Raw genomic sequence first — 17,066 nt, forward strand, 5'->3', positions numbered from 1 at the left:
CGCCAGGACCGGTCTGGACGCCTCTCAATCCTTCTGACAAGCAGGCCGAGGACGTCGCGAAGTTCGGCAGCCAGACGCCGATGAAGAGGGCAGCCCAGCCCGAGGAAATTGCTCCGGCCTACGTGTTCCTCGCGTCACCCCAGATGTCGAGCTACATCACTGGTGAAATCCTGCCGATCGTCGGCGGCTACTGAGGCTGGCGCGATGGGGAGGTTCCATTGCCATGCGCTCCGGGACGAAACCAAGGAGATGGCCGCAATTGATGCACTCGCGATTGTCGAACTGGACGGCCTGTCCGCAAACGGAGCAGCTGCCGGATGGAAACGTCGTCATCCGGTTCCTCGATCGTGGTCCCGGCTTTCCTGAGGATATGCAGGCCGTCGCGGTCAATCCCTTTTGGCGGGGCGATCCGTCGCGCTCGCGCGCAACTGGCGGAACTGGGCTCGGGCTCTCGGTCGTGCGAGATATAGCGGCCGCTCATGGAGGACATCTCGAGCTTGCGAATCGGTCGGGCGGGGGGCGATTGTCGCAATCCATCTGCAGCGAGAATAGATTGTATCACGCAAAGCAGCGTTGATCCTGAAGTTCCTTGCTTTCGGAATCAGGCAGAATTGTATCATCATCGTCGAACGGGTCACTGGCCGGAGAATGAACTGGCCACGAACGGTCAGTTCCCACAGTGCCATCCGAACTAACCACAAAACCACTCAATGAATGCTCGAAGTTTTGGCGACTGAGCCCGTTTAGGAAAATATAGCTGGAACTGGATGGGACGCGGCTCAAATTCTGTGAGGAGTTCGACCAATTCACCTGCTTCGATGGCAGGTATTTCCGTCTCTCTAAAGAGTTGGGCGATCCCCAGGCCCGAGCGAACTGCGAAGTCGAAGTGGTGATTGTCATCGAACACCAGTCGTGGTGACGGATCAAGACGCAATACCTGACCGTCGATATTGAAGGTCAACGGCACCAATCGCTGGCTCGCTGGAAACCTGTAGCGGATAAGCTGGTGGCTTGCGAGATCATTGGGATGCTGGGGGATGCCGGCGGCTTCGACGTAAGAGCGCGAGGCCAGCACCGAGCGGCGTAGAACTGGACCGATGGCACGAGCGATCATGTCCATCTCCAGGGTATCTGCAAATCGAACGCCCGCGTCGAAGCCGCCGGCAACGATATCGGTCAATCGATCATCTGTTGCCAGTTCGACTGCGATGTCCGGATAGTGCCGGACGAAAGCAGCCAGCCGCGGCAAGATGCAGACCTGAGCCGCCAGCCGTGACAGATTGATCCGCAAATTGCCTGCGGGGCGCTTCTCAACAGTCCGAACCCGGTCGAGTGCGTCCGCGATATCGCTGAAAGCTCGGTCTGTGTCTTGCAGAAGACGGCGACCCGCCTCCGTCAGCCGGACGCTGCGGCTTGTCCGCTCGAAGAGCCGGGTTCCGACAATGGATTCGATCTGCCGGATTTTCTGCGACACGGCAGACGGCGTTATCCCCAGTCGGCCAGAGGCGGCGGTAAAGCCGCCTGTCGTTGCGACCATGCGAAACGTGGGCAGCAGCGAGAAAAGGTCGTTTCCCATCGTTAATCTCTGCTTCATGGCCTTTGAAGCATGGCCCAACTCAACTTCACGATCAAGGTGGAATATCTAGGAAACATCCTTGTAACCTGGAGTGACCCATGACCGAAGATTTAGCCCCGAAGTCACATAGCCTGCAAAATAGCCTAGCGAGCGCAATTGATGTTGCGATTGAGGACGCACTTGTTGAGGGCCGCATCGCTGGTTGTGTTGTGCTGGTCGCCGAAGATGGCAAGCTTGTTTACGAGCGTGCAGGGGGCCACGCTGATCGCGAGACGGGCAGGCAGATGCAGATCGAGACGCCCTTCCGTTTCGCCTCTGTGACAAAGGCCTTCACGACCATGGCCACGCTGAAGTTGATAGAAGCCGGACGTTTGTCGCCCGAAGACAAGGTGACGAAGTACCTTCCGAAGTTTGCGCCTCGTCTTGCCAATAGCTCGATCGCCGACATCAGGATCAGTCATCTGATGACGCATACGGCCGCCTTGGACTACCGCTCCCAACAAGCTGCGGATGGACCTTATGCCCGCGCCGGAGTGTCGGATGGTCTTGATGAGAGTAGAGGGTCCCTCGATGCAAATCTCGACCGCATCGCCAGCGTGCCGCTGGATCGGGTTCCCGGCGAAGGCTGGCGCTATTCGGTGGCGACGGATGTTTTAGGCGGCGTGATCGAGGCCGTCACCGGCATGACGCTTAACGACGCCATCAGCGCCCTGGCATCGGGGCCGCTGCAACTGAGCGCGGCGTTTCATTGGCCCGAAGAGGACCTTGCCGTCCCCTATCACGACGGCAAACTGGCGCCGGTGCGAATGGCCGTCGGCGTCGAGTTGCCGCAGCGTTACAGCGAGGGGACGGGTGTGCGCTTCGATCCGGATCGCATTCGAGACGCTACCGCCTGGCCCTCGGGCGGAGCGGGCATGGCCGGCCGCTCCCGCGATGTGCTGGCGCTGCTTGAGGCCTATCGCACCGGCAGTTTCCTGGGCGACGATCTGCGTGAAGCGGCGAGGAAGCCAAGGGTCGGCGCAGAGGCACAAGCGATGGGCCCAGGGTGGGGGTTTTCCTGGCTGGGTGCCGTCCTCATCGACCCGGCGTCCACCGGTAGCCAATGGAGCAACGGGTCGGTTTCCTGGGGTGGAACCTATGGCAACTGGTGGGGTATCGACTTCGCCAAGAAGAGAAGCGTCGTCTCCATGACGAACACCGCTTACGAGGGAATGTCGGGAAGGTTCGCGCAGAGCATCGCGGCGGCGGCCTCGATGCCTCTTTCGTAGACATGCCTCAACGACGGCTAGAAAGCTCAAAATAGCGATTCTAAACGCAGGGATATAGATAGAAGCGGCTTCAACCCATCCCAACGCGACGAGCGTCGTCTCGAACTTTTTGAACCGGCGCCGCGCCGCGGCACGGCGCCGGTTCGCCGTATCCCCAACCACGACGCCGTCACGTTCCAGTTTTCGCCCCGCCGGTATTTTAGACCGCCGCTTCTCAAGCAGTGACAGCATCTCGTTCTGCGCATGGGTGCGACGCGCCGCTCCCCTGTGCAAGGCGACCGAAATCTTCCTTCGGTGTTTTTGAAGACCGGTTTCGGCCACCAGATCGGGCAACATGATCTTGGCCGCAAGTTCTTGGTGCTCATTCGGTGCTGACGCCATGAGCGACGCCCTGTTCGGAGCCTTCGTGTAGGCTTATGAGACCGATCCGATTTCGCCTGCAGCTGGCAAGCCCCGAGCTTCAAATGACAGCGACCTAAGCAGAACCCTTACCTGCCGCAAATAGCATGGATAGGCTCAGTTCGAGTAACCCCCGATGTCGCTGCGCTGTTGCTCACATTTCGTCAAAATCCACGACAGCCCGCTCCAGCAGGAGTGCGTTGCGTTTCGCGCAAACTCTGCTTGCACCGATGATCTTATTGAACTAGCATCTACGCAATCGATTGCATTAGATGTTGAGAAACGCTTCGTCCGGGAGGAAACAAGGCCGATGAATGTTAAGGAGAGTAAGCTGCGCTCGCTGCAGCCGGGCACTTCACGTGCCAGTCCAGTGATTGTCTCCAAGGGACTCACCGTGGGATACGAGCTCTTCCGTGAGCGGCAGAGACTCACTGCGCTGAGCGACATCGATCTGACGATCAATCGTGGAGAGTTCATCGTATTGGTCGGGCCATCCGGCTGTGGGAAGACAACCTTTATCAACGCCATCTCGGGCTTGGTTAAACCGTGGGCGGGCAGCGTCAGTGTCAATGGCCGGCAGGTAACGGGCCCCGGCCCTGACCGCGCCATGGTTTTTCAGGATTATGCGCTGATGCCCTGGCGGACGGTGGAATCGAATGTCCGTATGCCGTTCGAGTTTCAAAATCTCGGGCTTTCCCGGGAGGAGATGGACGAGCGTGTACGTCGATACATCAGTCTCGTCGATCTTACGGGTTTCGAAAAGTCCTTTCCCTATGAATTGTCTGGCGGGATGAAGCAGCGGGTCGGTATCGCTCGCGCACTGGTTTCCGAGCCGGACATTCTTCTGGCGGACGAGCCTTTTGCCGCCATCGACGCCATGACACGCGAAGCCATGCAAAGCGAGATGGAGCGTTTCGTCGCCAAGACGCAGCAGACCGTCGTTTTTATCACTCATTCGATCGACGAGGCAATCATGCTGGGCGACCGTGTCGTGGTGATCTCATATCGGCCCGGCCGAATTAAGGAAGTGGTTGACGTAAACCTTCCGCGGCCGCGCTTCAACGACGACGTCAAGACACTGCCTGAATACACCAGGCTGCGCGATCACATCTGGCGGCTGGTCAAGGAAGAGGCAATACAGTCTTCTCGAGGAGGCAAGCGATGAGTGTGCGTGGAGAGACTAAAACCGTGCTCTCAACCGATGCGCCGGATCGTATCACCAAGACGAAATGGTCGTTTCGCGAGCTGTGGAAGCGCTACGGCGCTTGGGGCATAACAGCAGTTAACCTAACCTGTTTTTTCCTCATCTGGGAAGCTTTCGTGAGGATGGGCTTTGTCAATGAGCTCTTCCTGCCCAAGGCGAGCGACATGTTCTCTGCGCTATGGCAGGGACTGACCACCTCAGCACCGCCGGGCGCCTCAGTGTCCGGGAGTATCCGCGATCATCTGTTCTTCACATTGGGAAATCTCGGCATCGGGCTTGTCATCGCATGCGTGTTGGGCATCCCGGCTGGACTGCTCATGGGCGGCAACAAATATGTCGAGACCATCCTTAGTCCATACATCTGGGCGCTTGCCTCTGTTCCGCGCGTGGCGCTCGTGCCGCTGTTCATCCTGTTGCTTGGTTTCACCGTGAAATTGCAGGTGACGATCGTCGTCCTGTCGGCGATCTTTCCCATCATCATCAATTCGTGGGCGGGAGTAAAAACGACGGATAAGTCGCTCTTGGCGGCCGCTAGGGTTTTCGGAGCAAACCGCTGGGAGCTGTATACCAAGGTCGTCCTTCCCTTTACGCTGCCGTTCATTATCGCTGGCGTCCAGCAGGGAATCGGCCGCGGCCTTGTGGGCGTCGTCATCGCCGAGATCTTCGGAGGCTCGAGCGGTCTCGGCTATCTGATCAAACGCGCGGCCGACACTTTCAACTCGTCGCTGATGTACTCCGTCCTCTTCGTGTTGGTGGTGGTCTCCCTGGGGCTTGTCCAGGCGACCCGCTGGTTGGAATCCTATGTCGCCCCATGGCGCCGCATCGACAGCCTCTGACGAGATTTTAAAACCAGAGAACAAATGGGAGGGAATGAGAATGAAAAAAATGAACGATAGCGAAACCCTGGGCGTGGGCTTGCGACGCCGTGACGTGCTCAGACGCGGTGGTTACAGTGCCGTCGGCGTCATGCTGGCCTTGGCCACTGGCCGCGGTGCACTCGCGCAGAACGCAGGCCCAAGCTTGGGCAATATAAAAGCCAACCTGAGCACGCTGCGCTACGGCGAGATAAGCCCGAACTATGCCGATGCCTGGCCGACGACGATCGGTACCGTAAAGGGCTATTTCAAGGAGGTGGGCATAAGCAATATGAAGGCCACCATGACCGAGGAATACGTTGCCGGCCTGGTGAGCAACAGTCTCGACATGACCCACAGCGACACCGACAAGGCCCTGTCGGCTGCTGTCGCCAGCAATATGCCGATCAAGATCATCGGCTGTTTCCGCCAGCGGGAGCGTTGGATACTTGCGGCACGCAAAGGCATCAACACATCGGCAGATCTGAAAGGCAAGAAAGTTTCCGGCGGTGCGCTTGATGGTCACAACACATGGGTACTGAAACAGATTCTGATCAAGATGGGTCTCGATCCTAGCAAGGACGTCGAGATCGTTCCCATGACCGGCGCCTCCAATACCCGACAGATGGCCGTTATCACCGGCACCGTCGACGCCGCGGTCCTCTTTCCCCGACATCGCGCTGGCGTCGAGGATGCGGGCGGAAAATTCATCCATGACGAACTTGTTCCGGCACCATCGGAAGCAGTCATTGCACTGGCACCATGGCTTGCCGCGAATGAGGATACTGCCGTTGCATGGATGGTTGCCGACATCCGCGCGAGGCAGTGGCTCTTCGATCCCGCTAACAAAGACGAAGCATACAAGATTATGCGCGATGCCGGTTACGAGATCCCACCGGCGTTCGAGGCACAATACAAAGAAGAGCTCGACGTGATCAGCCCTGACGGAGGGTTCGACAGCGCCGAGGTTATGGAGACGTTCATCGAGGAGTTGAAGGAGGCCGGGGACATCTCGGCGAAGGTCAATTGGCGTGATCATATCGATCTAAAATATCTATGGGCAGCGCAAGACGCGCTCGGCCTGCCGCGGCGCCCCGCATCGCTTTAGTCAACTTGGCGCGCGGCAAACCGGCGCGCGCCAAGGAATATTTGAAAGCCGGTCGAGCGGTAATAGGCCGCGGCCGGCATGAGAGTTGAAAAGGGAGCCTGCTTCATGACCGATGCCTTCGTGCAGAACACCACACAGGGATGGACGACAATCTATGATCATCCGGGAAAGGTGCAAAGCAAGTTCATCACGGTAGACGGCTACCGTACTCACTACCGCGAAACCGGCTCCGCAGCCAGCCGCCCGCTCGTGCTCGTCCATGGAGCAAACATTCAGGTCGGTCTGGGGAGCGACCGTTGGTTTCCGAACCTTATCCCGCTCGGCGAACGTTTCCACGTTTTTGCGATCGATGAACTGGGCGGCGGCGACACCGAGCCACCACGAGATATCGACGATATTGGGCATATCCGTGTGCGGGCAGAGCATGTGCTTGCTTTTATCGAAGCTCTTGACGTCGGGCCTGTTCATCTTCTTGGTCAATCGCAAGGCGCCTGGATAGCGGCTTACGTCGCATTGCGCCGACCAGATCTCGTCGCCGAACTCATCCTGGTCGACAGTGCCAGCCTGGCTCTTCCTGGAGGCGGTGTCGGCTCGAAAGGCGTCGACACCAAGTATTCCGATGCTTTCGTGCCGGGTACGATGGTCCGGAGCGGGCTTGAAATGAGTCGTGAGGGCATCCGCCGCTGGCTTTCCACGATGACCTACGATGCCTCAATTCTACCTGACTCGTTCCTCGATCGATGTGTCGAACTTGGCACCAAATGGATGCCCATTTGGGAGAAGCCATGGATGAAGTTCTGGTCTGATGGGGGAAGACGGAACGTCGAACAATATGAAGTCGATGGTATGCATATTAGCGAACATATGGATCGGCTCACCAAGCAACCGCTCATCATATGGGGTAACAACTCCGTCAAAGGTCTGGACAACGGCGTTTCCTTGTACAAGCGGATGAAAGGTGCGGAGTTCTACGTTTTTGACAAAGCAAATCACTTTCTATGGATCGATCGATGGCGAGATTTCAACAGTCTCGTCAGTTGGTTCTTGACACGTAACGACTGATTGATGCGACACGTCGCGCCGTGGCGAGAACCTCGTTGAGCACTTTTTCGCGGAGACAGGGTTCAGTCGCTTGAAGACCCACGTTACCTTTCCCACCGGCAGCCAGACGAGACTCCTTTTGGAAAATAAGACCGGCATGTTGCTTGACAGTCGGGTGCTACAGGAAGTCTCCGAGGCCAGGATATGACAAGTCCTGGCCTCGTATGGTCAGCTGCATTTTGTCACGCTGACTGATCCTCGTAGAAGCGGCCGAGCTTCGCGAACGTGTTCGGCCGCAAGCACATCACGTTGACGCCTTGGCAGTCGACTGACGGATGATGAGTGTCGGGCGCATTACGATTCTACTGCCGGACGTCTCTTGCCCATTGATAAGCGCAACGAGGAGTCGCCCGGCCGCGTCGCCCATCTCGCGATGGCTAATTCTGATACTCGTAAGCGCAGGACTTACCATATCCACAAGCGGCATGTCGTTGTGACCGACGACCGAAACATCCTCTGGACAGCGGCGCCCCACGCTTGTCAGGGCCTCGTAGGCTCCCAAAGCCAGCAAGTCGTTGGCCGCGACAATAGCAGTCGCATCCGGATTTCGCTTTAAGAGCTCCGCCGCAGCCAAAGCTCCAGCTGCGCGCGTGAAGGCAGTGGATTCCACGATCGCGTGACGACTGAGGGAAAGCCCGGCAGCTTTCATTGCTGACTTGAAGCCCTTCCGTCTTAGCGACCCAGTGGACAGCGCCTTCGGACCTGCGAGATGGATGATCCGTTGATGTCCAAGGCTAATCAGATGCTCGACGGCCAGCTTCATGCCCTCGACATCGTCCGAGACAACCGATGGAGCACGGTCGCTTTCCTCAGCCCGGTTCACAAGCACGACCGGCACGCCCCGACGAATACAGCGTTCGACCGCGTCGTCTATCAGCGCAGCGGTGGCGAGCACCAACCCATCGACGCGACGGGCAACGAGCGTCTCAATGATATCCAGGCGGCTTTTCGCATCGGCCGGTTGATCTGCCACAATCAGCGCATATCCGACCTCGGCCAATGCGTTCTCCAACCCTCCGATGATGGGCGAAAATACTGGATTGGCGATGTCCGGTACGATCACTCCGATCAATTTCGACCGGCCGCGGCGTAGCGTGGCGGCGGCGGCATCAGGTGTGTATCCCAGCCGCTGCGCCGTTTCGATGACCCGTTGAACCACGTCCTTGCCGACAAGGCCTCGTTTTGCGGGGTCGAGCGCTCGCGACACGGTGGATGGATGAACACCGAGTTCGTTCGCAACGTCCTTGATCGTGACTGCTTCATTCATGCAGCCACATTATGCGATGGCTGTGGTCAGTGCAATCTGCTCACTCCATCTTCGGTTGAACACTTGGGGTGGTCGGAGAGACACGCCGTCACTGAGCCTTTTGCCTTGCCGATGAAATCGCAGATCGACTGTCCGCAGCGGCTTCGACGTCACCTCGGCAATATGCGCAGCTCTCTCAGCAGTTGCTTTCTCGAGACAAAAACCAAGTCTGAGCCCTCGGGGCAGCAAGCAACAATCTTGCTTGCTTGCCACCGCGGATGCATGTATAACGCAATCGATTGCATAACTTCGTTGGACACTGTGTGTCGAGCAGTTGGAGGACAAGGCAGGATATTTCTGAAGTTCACGAGCCATGTCGGATGGTCGGTAGGATTTGCGCCGTTGGCGCAATTCCACGGCCGCTCGACGGCACGTAACAGCGGCAACCGGATTTCGGATCGGAGCAATATGGCTAAGAGAGGTAGCGCAATGAGTATGAGGCCGTCGGCTATTCCGCCTCGAAAGAACTTGAACGTCATCACGGACGAAAGCTCGGTAACGAATGTTGTGCTCGACGCTATGGCTCGCACCCCCAACGCGCGGCTGCGCGAGGTGATGACGTCTTTCGTCCGTCACATGCATGCATTCGCCCGCGATGTTCGTCTCACGGAGGAAGAATTTCATCTCGGCATCGATGCGTTGAATCGCATCGGACAAGCCAGCCACGCCTCCCACAATGAAGCGGTGCTTTTTTCCGATGCCATCGGGTTTTCAACTCTCGTTTGCCTGTTGAACAACGGAAAGAATGGTGCGACGGAGACGGCCGCCGCTTTGCTTGGACCGTTCTGGCGCATGAACTCGCCCTTGACTCCGAACGGCGGGTCGATCGTAAGGTCCGACACGCCAGGACCAGCGCTCTTCGCGAAGTGCCTTGTCACCGACACTCAGGGCCAACCGCTCGCCGAAGTAGAAGTCGACGTTTGGCAGGCCTCCCCAATTGGTCTTTATGAAAATCAGGACGCGAACCAGGCAGACATGAACTTGCGCGGCAAGTTTACCACCGATGCCGATGGGTGTTTCTGGTTCCGGTCAGTGAAGCCGTCCGGATATCCTGTGCCCACAGACGGACCTGTGGGGGATTTGCTCCGGGCCCAGGATCGTCATCCTTATCGCCCTGCCCATCTGCATTTTCTCTGCTTAAAGTCGGGCTACAAGACCCTGATCACGCAAGTCTTTGTAAGTGGTGACCAGTATTTGAGCAGCGACGCGGTGTTTGGCGTCACCGAACACCTCATTGGCAATTACCGCAAAGGTGAGGGCGTGCCTCCGGCCGCGGATGTCACGGGACCCTGGTTCGTGTTCGACTACACGTTTGTGATGGAGCGCGGCGTATCCGAGCTCCCAAAGCCACCGATCAAATGATCGCCTTTACTTTTTTCAAAGAGAGTAAGTATGTCGCACGCCCCCGTTGCAATCCCAGCCAAAGCGCCAGCAGAGACCGATTCCTTGCCGGTTGTAAAATTTGCGGCGCGCATTCACGTGACCGCCCCGACATCGCGACAGGGCATGCTGATCACGGAGGATTTCGTCCGCGAGCTAAGGGCCCGCTCCCACTCGGAAAGGACGAACTGAACGATGACCATACAGCATTCAATTCGTCCGCTCGAGGGCAAGGTCGCCGTCGTGGTCGGCGGCTCGGGCGGCATCGGTCGTGAAACCTGCCGGACGCTAGCCGATGCAGGCGCCACGGTGGTCGTCGGTTATCGTTTGGGCAAGCAACGGGCTGAGAAAGTCGCAAACGAGCTTGCCGGCGAGGGTCATATAACCGCGCCGGTTTCGATTGAAAGCACCGCAACCATTGAAAGCTTCAGGGACGCGGTGATGGCAAGGCTTGGCAGGACGGACATCTTGGTCAACACGGCAGGCGTCACCGAACAGGTGGCCCATTCCGATCTCGATACTCTTAGCGACGAAATGATTGACCGGATCTTTATCAATAATTGGCGCGGAGTTTTTGCCACGATTCGCGCGTTCGCGCCGGCCCTCAAGGCGAGTGGTGACGGGTTGATCGTCAACGTCTCTTCGATCGCCGCGTTTACGGGCATAGGCTCCAACGTCGCCTATTGCGGTGCCAAGGCCGGGATCGACATCATGACCAACTCGTTGGGCCGAGCACTAGCGCCTGAGATCCGCGTGATGGCTGTGTCGCCCGGCGCGGTCGACACGCAGTTCGTGCCTGGGCGTGGCGCCGAGTTTGCGGACAAGGTCGCTGCAACCACGCCGCTCAAACGGATCACAAGCGCGACAGATGTCGCTGAGGCAATTGTCGCATGCGCAACTGGCCTGAAATTCTCGACTGGCAGCCGGATCATCGTTGATGGCGGGAGGCACCTGTAATGCAGCCGAAAGTCATCATCACCTGCGCCGTCACCGGCAACCTGACGACGCGGGAAAACCACCCCGGCCTGCCGGTGACGCCGCAGGAGATTGCCAATGCCTGCCTTGAGGCGGCGGATGCCGGGGCCGCTATAGCCCATATCCATGTGCGTGACCCCGAAACGACGAGGCCATCGATGGAGTTGAAGCTTTACCGCGAAGTGGTCGACAGGATCCGGGCCAGGAACACTGCCCTGATCCTCAACGTCACCACCGGTCCCGGAGGACGCTACCATCCAAGCGATGAAAATCCGGCGGTGGCCGGCCCGCGAACGACGCTGATGCGGCCCGAAAAACGCGTCGAGCACATCGTCGCGCTGAAGCCGGACATCGCCACCCTCGACCTCAACACCATGACCTTCGGCAACGAGGTGGTCATCAACACACCCGGCAACGTGAAGATCATGGCCGACCTGATCAATGAAGCCGGGTCCAAGCCGGAGCTCGAGGTCTTCGATACCGGCCACATCGTCCTGGCGCAGGATATGATGAAGGCGGGCGTGCTGAGGTCACCGGCGATGTTCACCATCGTCACTGGCGTCAAATACGGTTTTCCCGCCACGACCGATGTCATGGCGACTGCCGCACGAATGTTGCCACACGATGCTGTCTGGACGGGCTTCGGCGTTGGCCGGATGTCGTTTCCGATGGCTGTTCAGGCCTATCTGCTCGGCGGGCATGTCCGCGTCGGCCTCGAGGACAATTCGTATCTCGCCAAGGGCGTGCTGGCGAAAGGCAATGGCGAACTGGTGGAACGCGTCCGCGACCTCATCGAAAAACTCGGCGGGCAGATCGCCGGCCCATCGGAAGCCAGGGAAATGCTGGGGCTTGCGGCTTAAGCGGCGCGGCGGGAGCAAAGGAGATTGAAGAAGATGAACATTCAAGCAGACACCAGGACCGGCAGTGCTCTCAGGGTTTCCGAGAGATCGCCGGATCTCGACAACCTTCTGATCGAGATCGTCGAGGTGCCGGTCCCGCGTCCCGGACCCGGCCAGGTTTTGATCGAGATTGTGGCGGCCGGCGTCAACCCCAGCGACGTCAAGGCGTCGCTCGGCCATATGCCGCATGCCATCTGGCCCCGCATACCGGGACGTGATTTCGGCGGTATCGTACGCGAGGGGCCGTCGCACATGATCGGCCTGGAAATCTGGGGTGGGGGTGGCGAACTCGGTATCAGCCAGGATGGTAGCCACGGCAAATGGATGGTTCTCGACCAGAAAGCCGTGCGTGCAAAGCCGAAGAACTTCTCAATGGAGGAGGCCGGGTCGGTCGGCGTACCGTTCATCACCGCCTATGAGGGCCTGCGCGAGGCAGGCGGCGCCCAGCCGACCGATGTCGTGCTGGTTTGCGGCGGCAACGGCAAGGTCGGACAGGCGGCGATCCAGCTCGCGACGATGGCCGGGGCAAAGGTCTTTGCCGTCGAATACAAAGACCAGCCATTGATGGGCCCCACCAACGGACCGGTCACCATGCTGAACAGCGCTGTTGACGATGTTGCGGCAATCGTCCGCGACATGACCGATGGCCACGGTGCCGACATCGTTTTCAATACTGTCGGCAGCCCCTATTTCGAGATCGCCAACAAGGCGATGGCCAAGCAGGCGCGCCAGGTCTTCATCTCGACATTCGACCGCGCCGTGCCTTTCGACATTTTCAATTTCTTCCGCGGTCGGCACAGATATATCGGCATCGATACGCTCGCCTTGTCCTCCGTTGACGGCGCGCGGATATTCGACAGGCTCAAGCTGAAGTTCGAGGAGGGGTTGCTCAGGCCGTTCCCGATCAATCCTGCCTGCTGCTACGGTCTTGATGACGCGGCGAAGGCCTACGCTTCGGTGTTGCGGGGCACACCCGAACGGGTTTTGCTCAAGCCGTAAGGGAGCGTCATGCAGGTCACCCGTTACAGTGAAGCCAGTCCCTACGAGGCGCCAGAACACTTCGACATGCTCTGCCTGCGCCTGCAAGGCAAGGAGGCGACAACGACCGATACGATCTGGATCGGCTTGTCGCATCTTCTGCCGGGCGGTCGCACCTCGCTCAAAGGTGCAGCCGTCGAGAAAATCTACATCGTCGTCGCCGGGGAGGTGACCATCGAAACTATCGATGTCGCCGTGACGCTCGGCGTGCTCGACAGTTGCCGGCTGGCGCCGGGCGAGGCGCGCGCCTTGGTCAACCGCACCAATGCGCCGGCATCGATTCTTCTGGCGATGCCGATCTGAAGCGTTAGAAATCAAAATCCCGTCCGCTGGAACTTAAGGCGATCGACCTGTGCCCATCGACCCTGGAAGGACAATAGGATGACCGAGACTGAGAGCAGATTACTGAGCGTGGTAAAACACTGGTTGCCTCGGATTGAGGTCGCCGGTATTCCCTCCGCTACGGCTAAAGCGGTGATAGAAAAAGCAGGCAGTTGGGAAAATTGGCTCAAAGCCTGGAGCGATGAGGGCGGCCGGCACGCCGAGATGGGCGAAGAAGCTCTCGCTCGCGGGCGCACAGTTACCGCCGGCGAATCCTTCGCTCGTGCCAGCCTGTTTTATCATTTCGGGCAGTTCATGGCCTTTGACGATCTCGAATCAAAGTACGCTGCGGCTGCGCGCAAGGTCGCAGTCTTCAGAAAGGCGGCGCCGCTGTTCGAACACCCCGGCGAATTGGTCGAGGTGCCGTTCGAGGACGGCTCCCTGCGGGCCTATCTCCGCCGGCCGCATGGATTGGACCCTCACCCCCTTGCGATCATCGTCCCGGGCTCGGATTCCACCAAGGAGGAGTTTCCGGCGTTCGAACGGCATTTCCTAAGCCGCGGCATCGCAACGTTGTCGTTCGACGGGCCGGGACAGGGGGAGGGACGTTCGCACGGCCCTCTACGGCCCGACATTGCTCCGGCACTTGCCGCGGCGATAGTGACAGTCAAGGGAAAGCCCGGCTTGTCGGATGCTGTCGGCCTGGTAGGCATGGCCTTCGGCGGCTTCTTGGCGCTCCGCGCCGCGGCGGCGCTGGATGGGCTTGCCGCCGTTGTCTCCATCAACGGCTTTTATGATCTCGGCGCGCTCTGGCCGACACTACCGAATGTCTATCAGGACAACATGACCTTCGCGCTCGGCGGAACCGATGTCGTTGAGCAAGCTCGCCGCTTTACTCTGCGCGGCGCTGATGGTCCGGCAGTCCCGGCGCTGATCGTGCACGGCGGTCGCGATACGATCTTTCCTCCATCAGAGGCGGAAAAATGTGCGGACATCTGCAGGGCTGACAAAGAACTGCAGATTATCGCGGCCGGAAACCATGTCTGCAACAACATTCCTTGGATGTATCGGCCACTGGTTGCGGACTGGCTGGCGGAGCGGTTCCAGGCATGACGATCGACGATATAGCCCTTTCCGCCCGGACCGACGAGCCTCGTAAGCTATGCAGGACCGATACGGTACATCTTTGCGATGGCAGCACGGACGAATATGAGTCTTGTTTGTGGAAGGATGGTTTCGATGATCATTCGCGATGAGGCATCCGGTCGATAAACTTCTCCAGTGTGATCGGATATTGCCGCACCCGCACGCCGGTTGCGTTGTAGACCGCATTTGCGACGGCCGGCGCAACACCGGTCAGTCCCAGTTCCCCGACGCCTTTCGCTTTCACCAGCGATATCGCTGGATCTATTTCGTCGAGGAGCACGGCCTCGAGATGAGGGATGTCGGCGTGGACCGGAACCTCATAGCCGGCGAGATCATGATTGACGAAGAAGCCGGATCTCTTATCGACCACCATCTCTTCCATCAGGGCCGCCCCGATGCCCATTGTCATCCCGCCGATCACCTGGCTGCGCGCCGTCTTGGGGTTGAGGATGCGGCCGGCGGTGCATACGGCGAGCATGCGGCGAACGCGAATTTCGCCGGTATAGACGTCGACGCCGACCTCGGAAAAATGCGCCCCGAAGGTCTGGATCGCGAAGCGCTTCGCCAGATCGCCGAATTCCATGACGTCTTCGGCGACGAGATCGCCATCGGCGGCAGCGCTGGCGAGCAGCGCCTTTCGATTTCCGGACCGAACCTCACCGCCAATGAACTCAGCCTCTGTGGCGTTGAAGCCCAGACGCTGGGCGACCACCGCCCGCAGCTTCGTGCAGGCAGCGTAGACGCCTGCGGTAACCGAAGGCGCACCCTGCTGTCCTCCAGATCCCGGCGTCTCCGGAAAGCTCGAATCCCCGAGCTTTGCCACCACGCGCTCAACCGGCAGCCCCATCATCTCGGCCGCCGTTTGCTGCACGATCGTGTAGCTGCCGGTGCCGAGGTCCGTCATATCGGTCTCGACCGTCAGCATGCCCTGGCGATCGAGACGCACCCGCGCTGCGGCCTTTGAAATCGGTGCTCCGCGGACCGCACCCGCCATGCCCATGCCGATCAACCAGTCACCGTCGCGGACTTGACCTGTCTGAGATTTACGCATGCTCCATCCGAAGCGTTCGGCGCCCGTGCGCAGGCATTCGACGAAGGGACGCGAGGAAAAAGGCCGATCGGCATTTTCCGGATCGACCTGGGTATCGTTCAGGATGCGGAACTCGACCGGATCCATGCCGAGCTTTTCGGCCATCTCGTCCATGGCAATCTCGAGCGCCATCAAACCGGGCGCCTCTCCCGGCGCACGCATGGCATTGCCCTCGGCCAGGTCGAGCGTCGCAAGCCGGGCAGCTGTCATCCGGTTCGCCCCGGCGTAGAGCGACCGTGTCGAAAGGGTGGTCGGCTCGGTGCGGCCGCCGGCGAGATTGCCCGACCAGCTCTCATGCCCGACCGCCGTCAGCTTGCCGTCGCGCGAGGCGCCGAGCCGGATCCGTTGGATCGTCTTCGGCCGATGGATCGTATTGTTGAACATTATCGGACGTTGAAGCGCGATCTTCACCGGTCGCCGCACCATTCGCGCGGCAACGGCCGCCAGCACCAGATCTGACTGCACCGTGCCCTTGCCGCCGAAGCCGCCGCCGATGAAGGGTGAGATCAGCCGAATGTTTTCGCGCGGAATGCCGAGAATGAGTCCGAGATCGCGGGTTCCCAAATTCATCTGCTGAATTGTGGTCCAACACGTCACTCGATCGCCATCCCAGGTCGCGATCGTCGCATGCGGCTCCATCATCGCATGCGCCTGGTCGGGAACAGTATAGGTCTCGTCAACCTTCACCTCCGCGGCTGCGAAAGCCTGGTCGAAGTCTCCGACCTGCGTCTCGGTCGGCCCCCCAAACTCCATCTGCGGTGCAACCGGCGCGCTGTCCAGTTGCTCGACGAGATCGAAGCGGCCCGGGCTGCGGGCATCGTCGACGCGGATCAGCGAGGAAGCCGCGCGTGCCTGTTCGAAGGTTTCGGCGACCACGACTGCAACAGGCTGATGGTAGTGATCGACATCAGGGGCAGCCAACATGCGCTGAACATAAAATTTTCCGACACCAAGCGGACCGGCATTGCGGTGAGTAATGACCGCCAGCACGCCGGGCGCGGCCTCGGCGCGCCGGGTGTCGATCGATAAGATCCGGCCCTTGGCAATTGCCGCGCCAAGGATATAGCCGTAGGCAGCATTCGGTGCCAAGTTGTGATATTCGTAGGCGTAAGTCGCCGTCCCAGTCGTCTTGAGCTCTGCCTCGAAGCGGTTGTGAGGCTGGCCGACGACGGTCATCCGGTCAATCGGGTTCGGTTCTGCAGGTGTGTCGAACTTCATGGATCAGTCCTCGCTTGCGCTATCACGTCGCTGAGCGTCCGCTCCACCAACAACAGCTCGAACGGGTTCTTGACTCGCGGCTTCGCGCCATCAGCAGTCCGTCAGCCGGAATAGTCGATGCTGGGACCGGTGCTCAGGGGCGAAGCAGTGGATCGCTCACGTGAGTAAATGGGTCACGCATCG

At 59.4% G+C, this 17,066-nt stretch carries 17 protein-coding genes; 13 read left to right on the plus strand and 4 right to left on the minus strand.

Features of this window, described 5'->3' with window-relative positions:
- Window positions 1–194, plus strand: a 194-nt coding sequence (locus HJB84_RS26990; RefSeq protein ID WP_221117400.1) for an SDR family oxidoreductase, incomplete at its 5' end; no start/stop codon positions are given.
- On the opposite strand, the gene HJB84_RS26995 is transcribed toward HJB84_RS26990, so the two are convergent.
- The gene (locus HJB84_RS26995) at window positions 157–333 is read right to left on the minus strand and encodes a zinc-ribbon domain-containing protein (RefSeq protein ID WP_221117401.1); all 177 of its coding nucleotides are present in this window, start codon (window positions 331–333) and stop codon (window positions 157–159) included. The two genes, HJB84_RS26990 and HJB84_RS26995, sit on opposite strands and share 38 nt — an antisense overlap.
- A gap of 37 nt (window positions 334–370) precedes the next feature.
- On the opposite strand from HJB84_RS26995, the gene HJB84_RS27000 reads away from it, so the two are divergent.
- Complete coding sequence (locus HJB84_RS27000; RefSeq protein ID WP_311044134.1) at window positions 371–577, plus strand: sensor histidine kinase; 207 nt, start codon at window positions 371–373, stop codon at window positions 575–577.
- 114 nt (window positions 578–691) lie between these two features.
- On the opposite strand, the gene HJB84_RS27005 is transcribed toward HJB84_RS27000, so the two are convergent.
- The gene (locus HJB84_RS27005) at window positions 692–1,576 is read right to left on the minus strand and encodes a LysR substrate-binding domain-containing protein (protein WP_221117402.1); all 885 of its coding nucleotides are present in this window, start codon (window positions 1,574–1,576) and stop codon (window positions 692–694) included.
- Between the two features lie 98 nt (window positions 1,577–1,674).
- On the opposite strand from HJB84_RS27005, the gene HJB84_RS27010 reads away from it, so the two are divergent.
- From HJB84_RS27010 to HJB84_RS27030, 5 genes are all read left to right on the plus strand, one after another.
- Entirely contained in the window at window positions 1,675–2,844 is a 1,170-nt protein-coding gene (locus HJB84_RS27010; protein ID WP_221117403.1) for a serine hydrolase, read from the plus strand.
- A gap of 709 nt (window positions 2,845–3,553) precedes the next feature.
- Complete coding sequence (locus HJB84_RS27015) at window positions 3,554–4,408, plus strand: ABC transporter ATP-binding protein (RefSeq protein ID WP_221117404.1); 855 nt, start codon at window positions 3,554–3,556, stop codon at window positions 4,406–4,408.
- A complete protein-coding gene (locus HJB84_RS27020) occupies window positions 4,405–5,283 on the plus strand; it encodes an ABC transporter permease (RefSeq protein WP_221117405.1) in 879 nt (292 codons plus the stop codon). The genes HJB84_RS27015 and HJB84_RS27020 overlap by 4 nt, the downstream gene beginning before the upstream one ends.
- 40 nt (window positions 5,284–5,323) lie before the next feature.
- A complete protein-coding gene (locus tag HJB84_RS27025) occupies window positions 5,324–6,409 on the plus strand; it encodes an ABC transporter substrate-binding protein (protein ID WP_221117406.1) in 1,086 nt (361 codons plus the stop codon).
- Window positions 6,410–6,514: 105 nt separating this feature from the next.
- Window positions 6,515–7,471, plus strand: a complete 957-nt coding sequence (locus HJB84_RS27030; RefSeq protein WP_221117407.1) for an alpha/beta fold hydrolase — start codon at window positions 6,515–6,517, stop codon at window positions 7,469–7,471.
- A gap of 283 nt (window positions 7,472–7,754) precedes the next feature.
- Here the strand turns inward: HJB84_RS27030 and HJB84_RS27035 are convergent, their stop codons facing one another.
- The gene (locus tag HJB84_RS27035) at window positions 7,755–8,777 is read right to left on the minus strand and encodes a LacI family DNA-binding transcriptional regulator (protein ID WP_221117408.1); all 1,023 of its coding nucleotides are present in this window, start codon (window positions 8,775–8,777) and stop codon (window positions 7,755–7,757) included.
- 474 nt (window positions 8,778–9,251) lie between these two features.
- Here HJB84_RS27035 and HJB84_RS27040 point away from each other — a divergent pair, with 474 nt between their 5' ends.
- From HJB84_RS27040 to HJB84_RS27065, 6 genes are all read left to right on the plus strand, one after another.
- Complete coding sequence (locus tag HJB84_RS27040; protein WP_221117476.1) at window positions 9,252–10,178, plus strand: dioxygenase; 927 nt, start codon at window positions 9,252–9,254, stop codon at window positions 10,176–10,178.
- A 213-nt stretch (window positions 10,179–10,391) separates the two neighbouring features.
- Window positions 10,392–11,153 carry an SDR family NAD(P)-dependent oxidoreductase gene (locus HJB84_RS27045; RefSeq protein ID WP_221117409.1) on the plus strand — a complete coding sequence of 254 codons (762 nt, stop codon included), beginning with the start codon at window positions 10,392–10,394 and terminating at the stop codon, window positions 11,151–11,153.
- Entirely contained in the window at window positions 11,153–12,031 is an 879-nt protein-coding gene (locus HJB84_RS27050; RefSeq protein WP_221117410.1) for a 3-keto-5-aminohexanoate cleavage protein, read from the plus strand. The genes HJB84_RS27045 and HJB84_RS27050 overlap by 1 nt, the downstream gene beginning before the upstream one ends.
- A gap of 33 nt (window positions 12,032–12,064) precedes the next feature.
- Window positions 12,065–13,069 carry a zinc-binding alcohol dehydrogenase family protein gene (locus HJB84_RS27055; protein WP_221117411.1) on the plus strand — a complete coding sequence of 335 codons (1,005 nt, stop codon included), beginning with the start codon at window positions 12,065–12,067 and terminating at the stop codon, window positions 13,067–13,069.
- Between the two features lie 9 nt (window positions 13,070–13,078).
- A complete protein-coding gene (locus HJB84_RS27060) occupies window positions 13,079–13,411 on the plus strand; it encodes a cupin domain-containing protein (protein ID WP_221117412.1) in 333 nt (110 codons plus the stop codon).
- A gap of 78 nt (window positions 13,412–13,489) precedes the next feature.
- Window positions 13,490–14,542, plus strand: coding sequence for an alpha/beta hydrolase (locus tag HJB84_RS27065; protein WP_221117413.1), 1,053 nt, complete (start codon window positions 13,490–13,492; stop codon window positions 14,540–14,542).
- 130 nt (window positions 14,543–14,672) lie between these two features.
- Here the strand turns inward: HJB84_RS27065 and paoC are convergent, their stop codons facing one another.
- Window positions 14,673–16,883: an aldehyde oxidoreductase molybdenum-binding subunit PaoC gene (gene paoC / locus HJB84_RS27070; RefSeq protein WP_221117414.1), complete on the minus strand. Its 2,211-nt coding sequence runs from the start codon at window positions 16,881–16,883 to the stop codon at window positions 14,673–14,675.
- Window positions 16,884–17,066 lie beyond the last annotated feature (183 nt).

Source organism: Rhizobium sp. NZLR1b (assembly GCF_019685155.1).
Lineage (GTDB): Bacteria > Pseudomonadota > Alphaproteobacteria > Rhizobiales > Rhizobiaceae > Rhizobium.

Coding starts and splice junctions, on each gene's coding strand:
- HJB84_RS26995 (WP_221117401.1), bottom strand. CDS start 333: ATGACGACGTTTCCATCCGGCAGCTGCTCCGTTTGCGGACAGGCCGTC.
- HJB84_RS27000 (WP_311044134.1), top strand. CDS start 371: ATGCAGGCCGTCGCGGTCAATCCCTTTTGGCGGGGCGATCCGTCGCGC.
- HJB84_RS27005 (WP_221117402.1), bottom strand. CDS start 1,576: ATGGGAAACGACCTTTTCTCGCTGCTGCCCACGTTTCGCATGGTCGCA.
- HJB84_RS27010 (WP_221117403.1), top strand. CDS start 1,675: ATGACCGAAGATTTAGCCCCGAAGTCACATAGCCTGCAAAATAGCCTA.
- HJB84_RS27015 (WP_221117404.1), top strand. CDS start 3,554: ATGAATGTTAAGGAGAGTAAGCTGCGCTCGCTGCAGCCGGGCACTTCA.
- HJB84_RS27020 (WP_221117405.1), top strand. CDS start 4,405: ATGAGTGTGCGTGGAGAGACTAAAACCGTGCTCTCAACCGATGCGCCG.
- HJB84_RS27025 (WP_221117406.1), top strand. CDS start 5,324: ATGAAAAAAATGAACGATAGCGAAACCCTGGGCGTGGGCTTGCGACGC.
- HJB84_RS27030 (WP_221117407.1), top strand. CDS start 6,515: ATGACCGATGCCTTCGTGCAGAACACCACACAGGGATGGACGACAATC.
- HJB84_RS27035 (WP_221117408.1), bottom strand. CDS start 8,777: ATGAATGAAGCAGTCACGATCAAGGACGTTGCGAACGAACTCGGTGTT.
- HJB84_RS27040 (WP_221117476.1), top strand. CDS start 9,252: ATGAGGCCGTCGGCTATTCCGCCTCGAAAGAACTTGAACGTCATCACG.
- HJB84_RS27045 (WP_221117409.1), top strand. CDS start 10,392: ATGACCATACAGCATTCAATTCGTCCGCTCGAGGGCAAGGTCGCCGTC.
- HJB84_RS27050 (WP_221117410.1), top strand. CDS start 11,153: ATGCAGCCGAAAGTCATCATCACCTGCGCCGTCACCGGCAACCTGACG.
- HJB84_RS27055 (WP_221117411.1), top strand. CDS start 12,065: ATGAACATTCAAGCAGACACCAGGACCGGCAGTGCTCTCAGGGTTTCC.
- HJB84_RS27060 (WP_221117412.1), top strand. CDS start 13,079: ATGCAGGTCACCCGTTACAGTGAAGCCAGTCCCTACGAGGCGCCAGAA.
- HJB84_RS27065 (WP_221117413.1), top strand. CDS start 13,490: ATGACCGAGACTGAGAGCAGATTACTGAGCGTGGTAAAACACTGGTTG.
- paoC (WP_221117414.1), bottom strand. CDS start 16,883: ATGAAGTTCGACACACCTGCAGAACCGAACCCGATTGACCGGATGACC.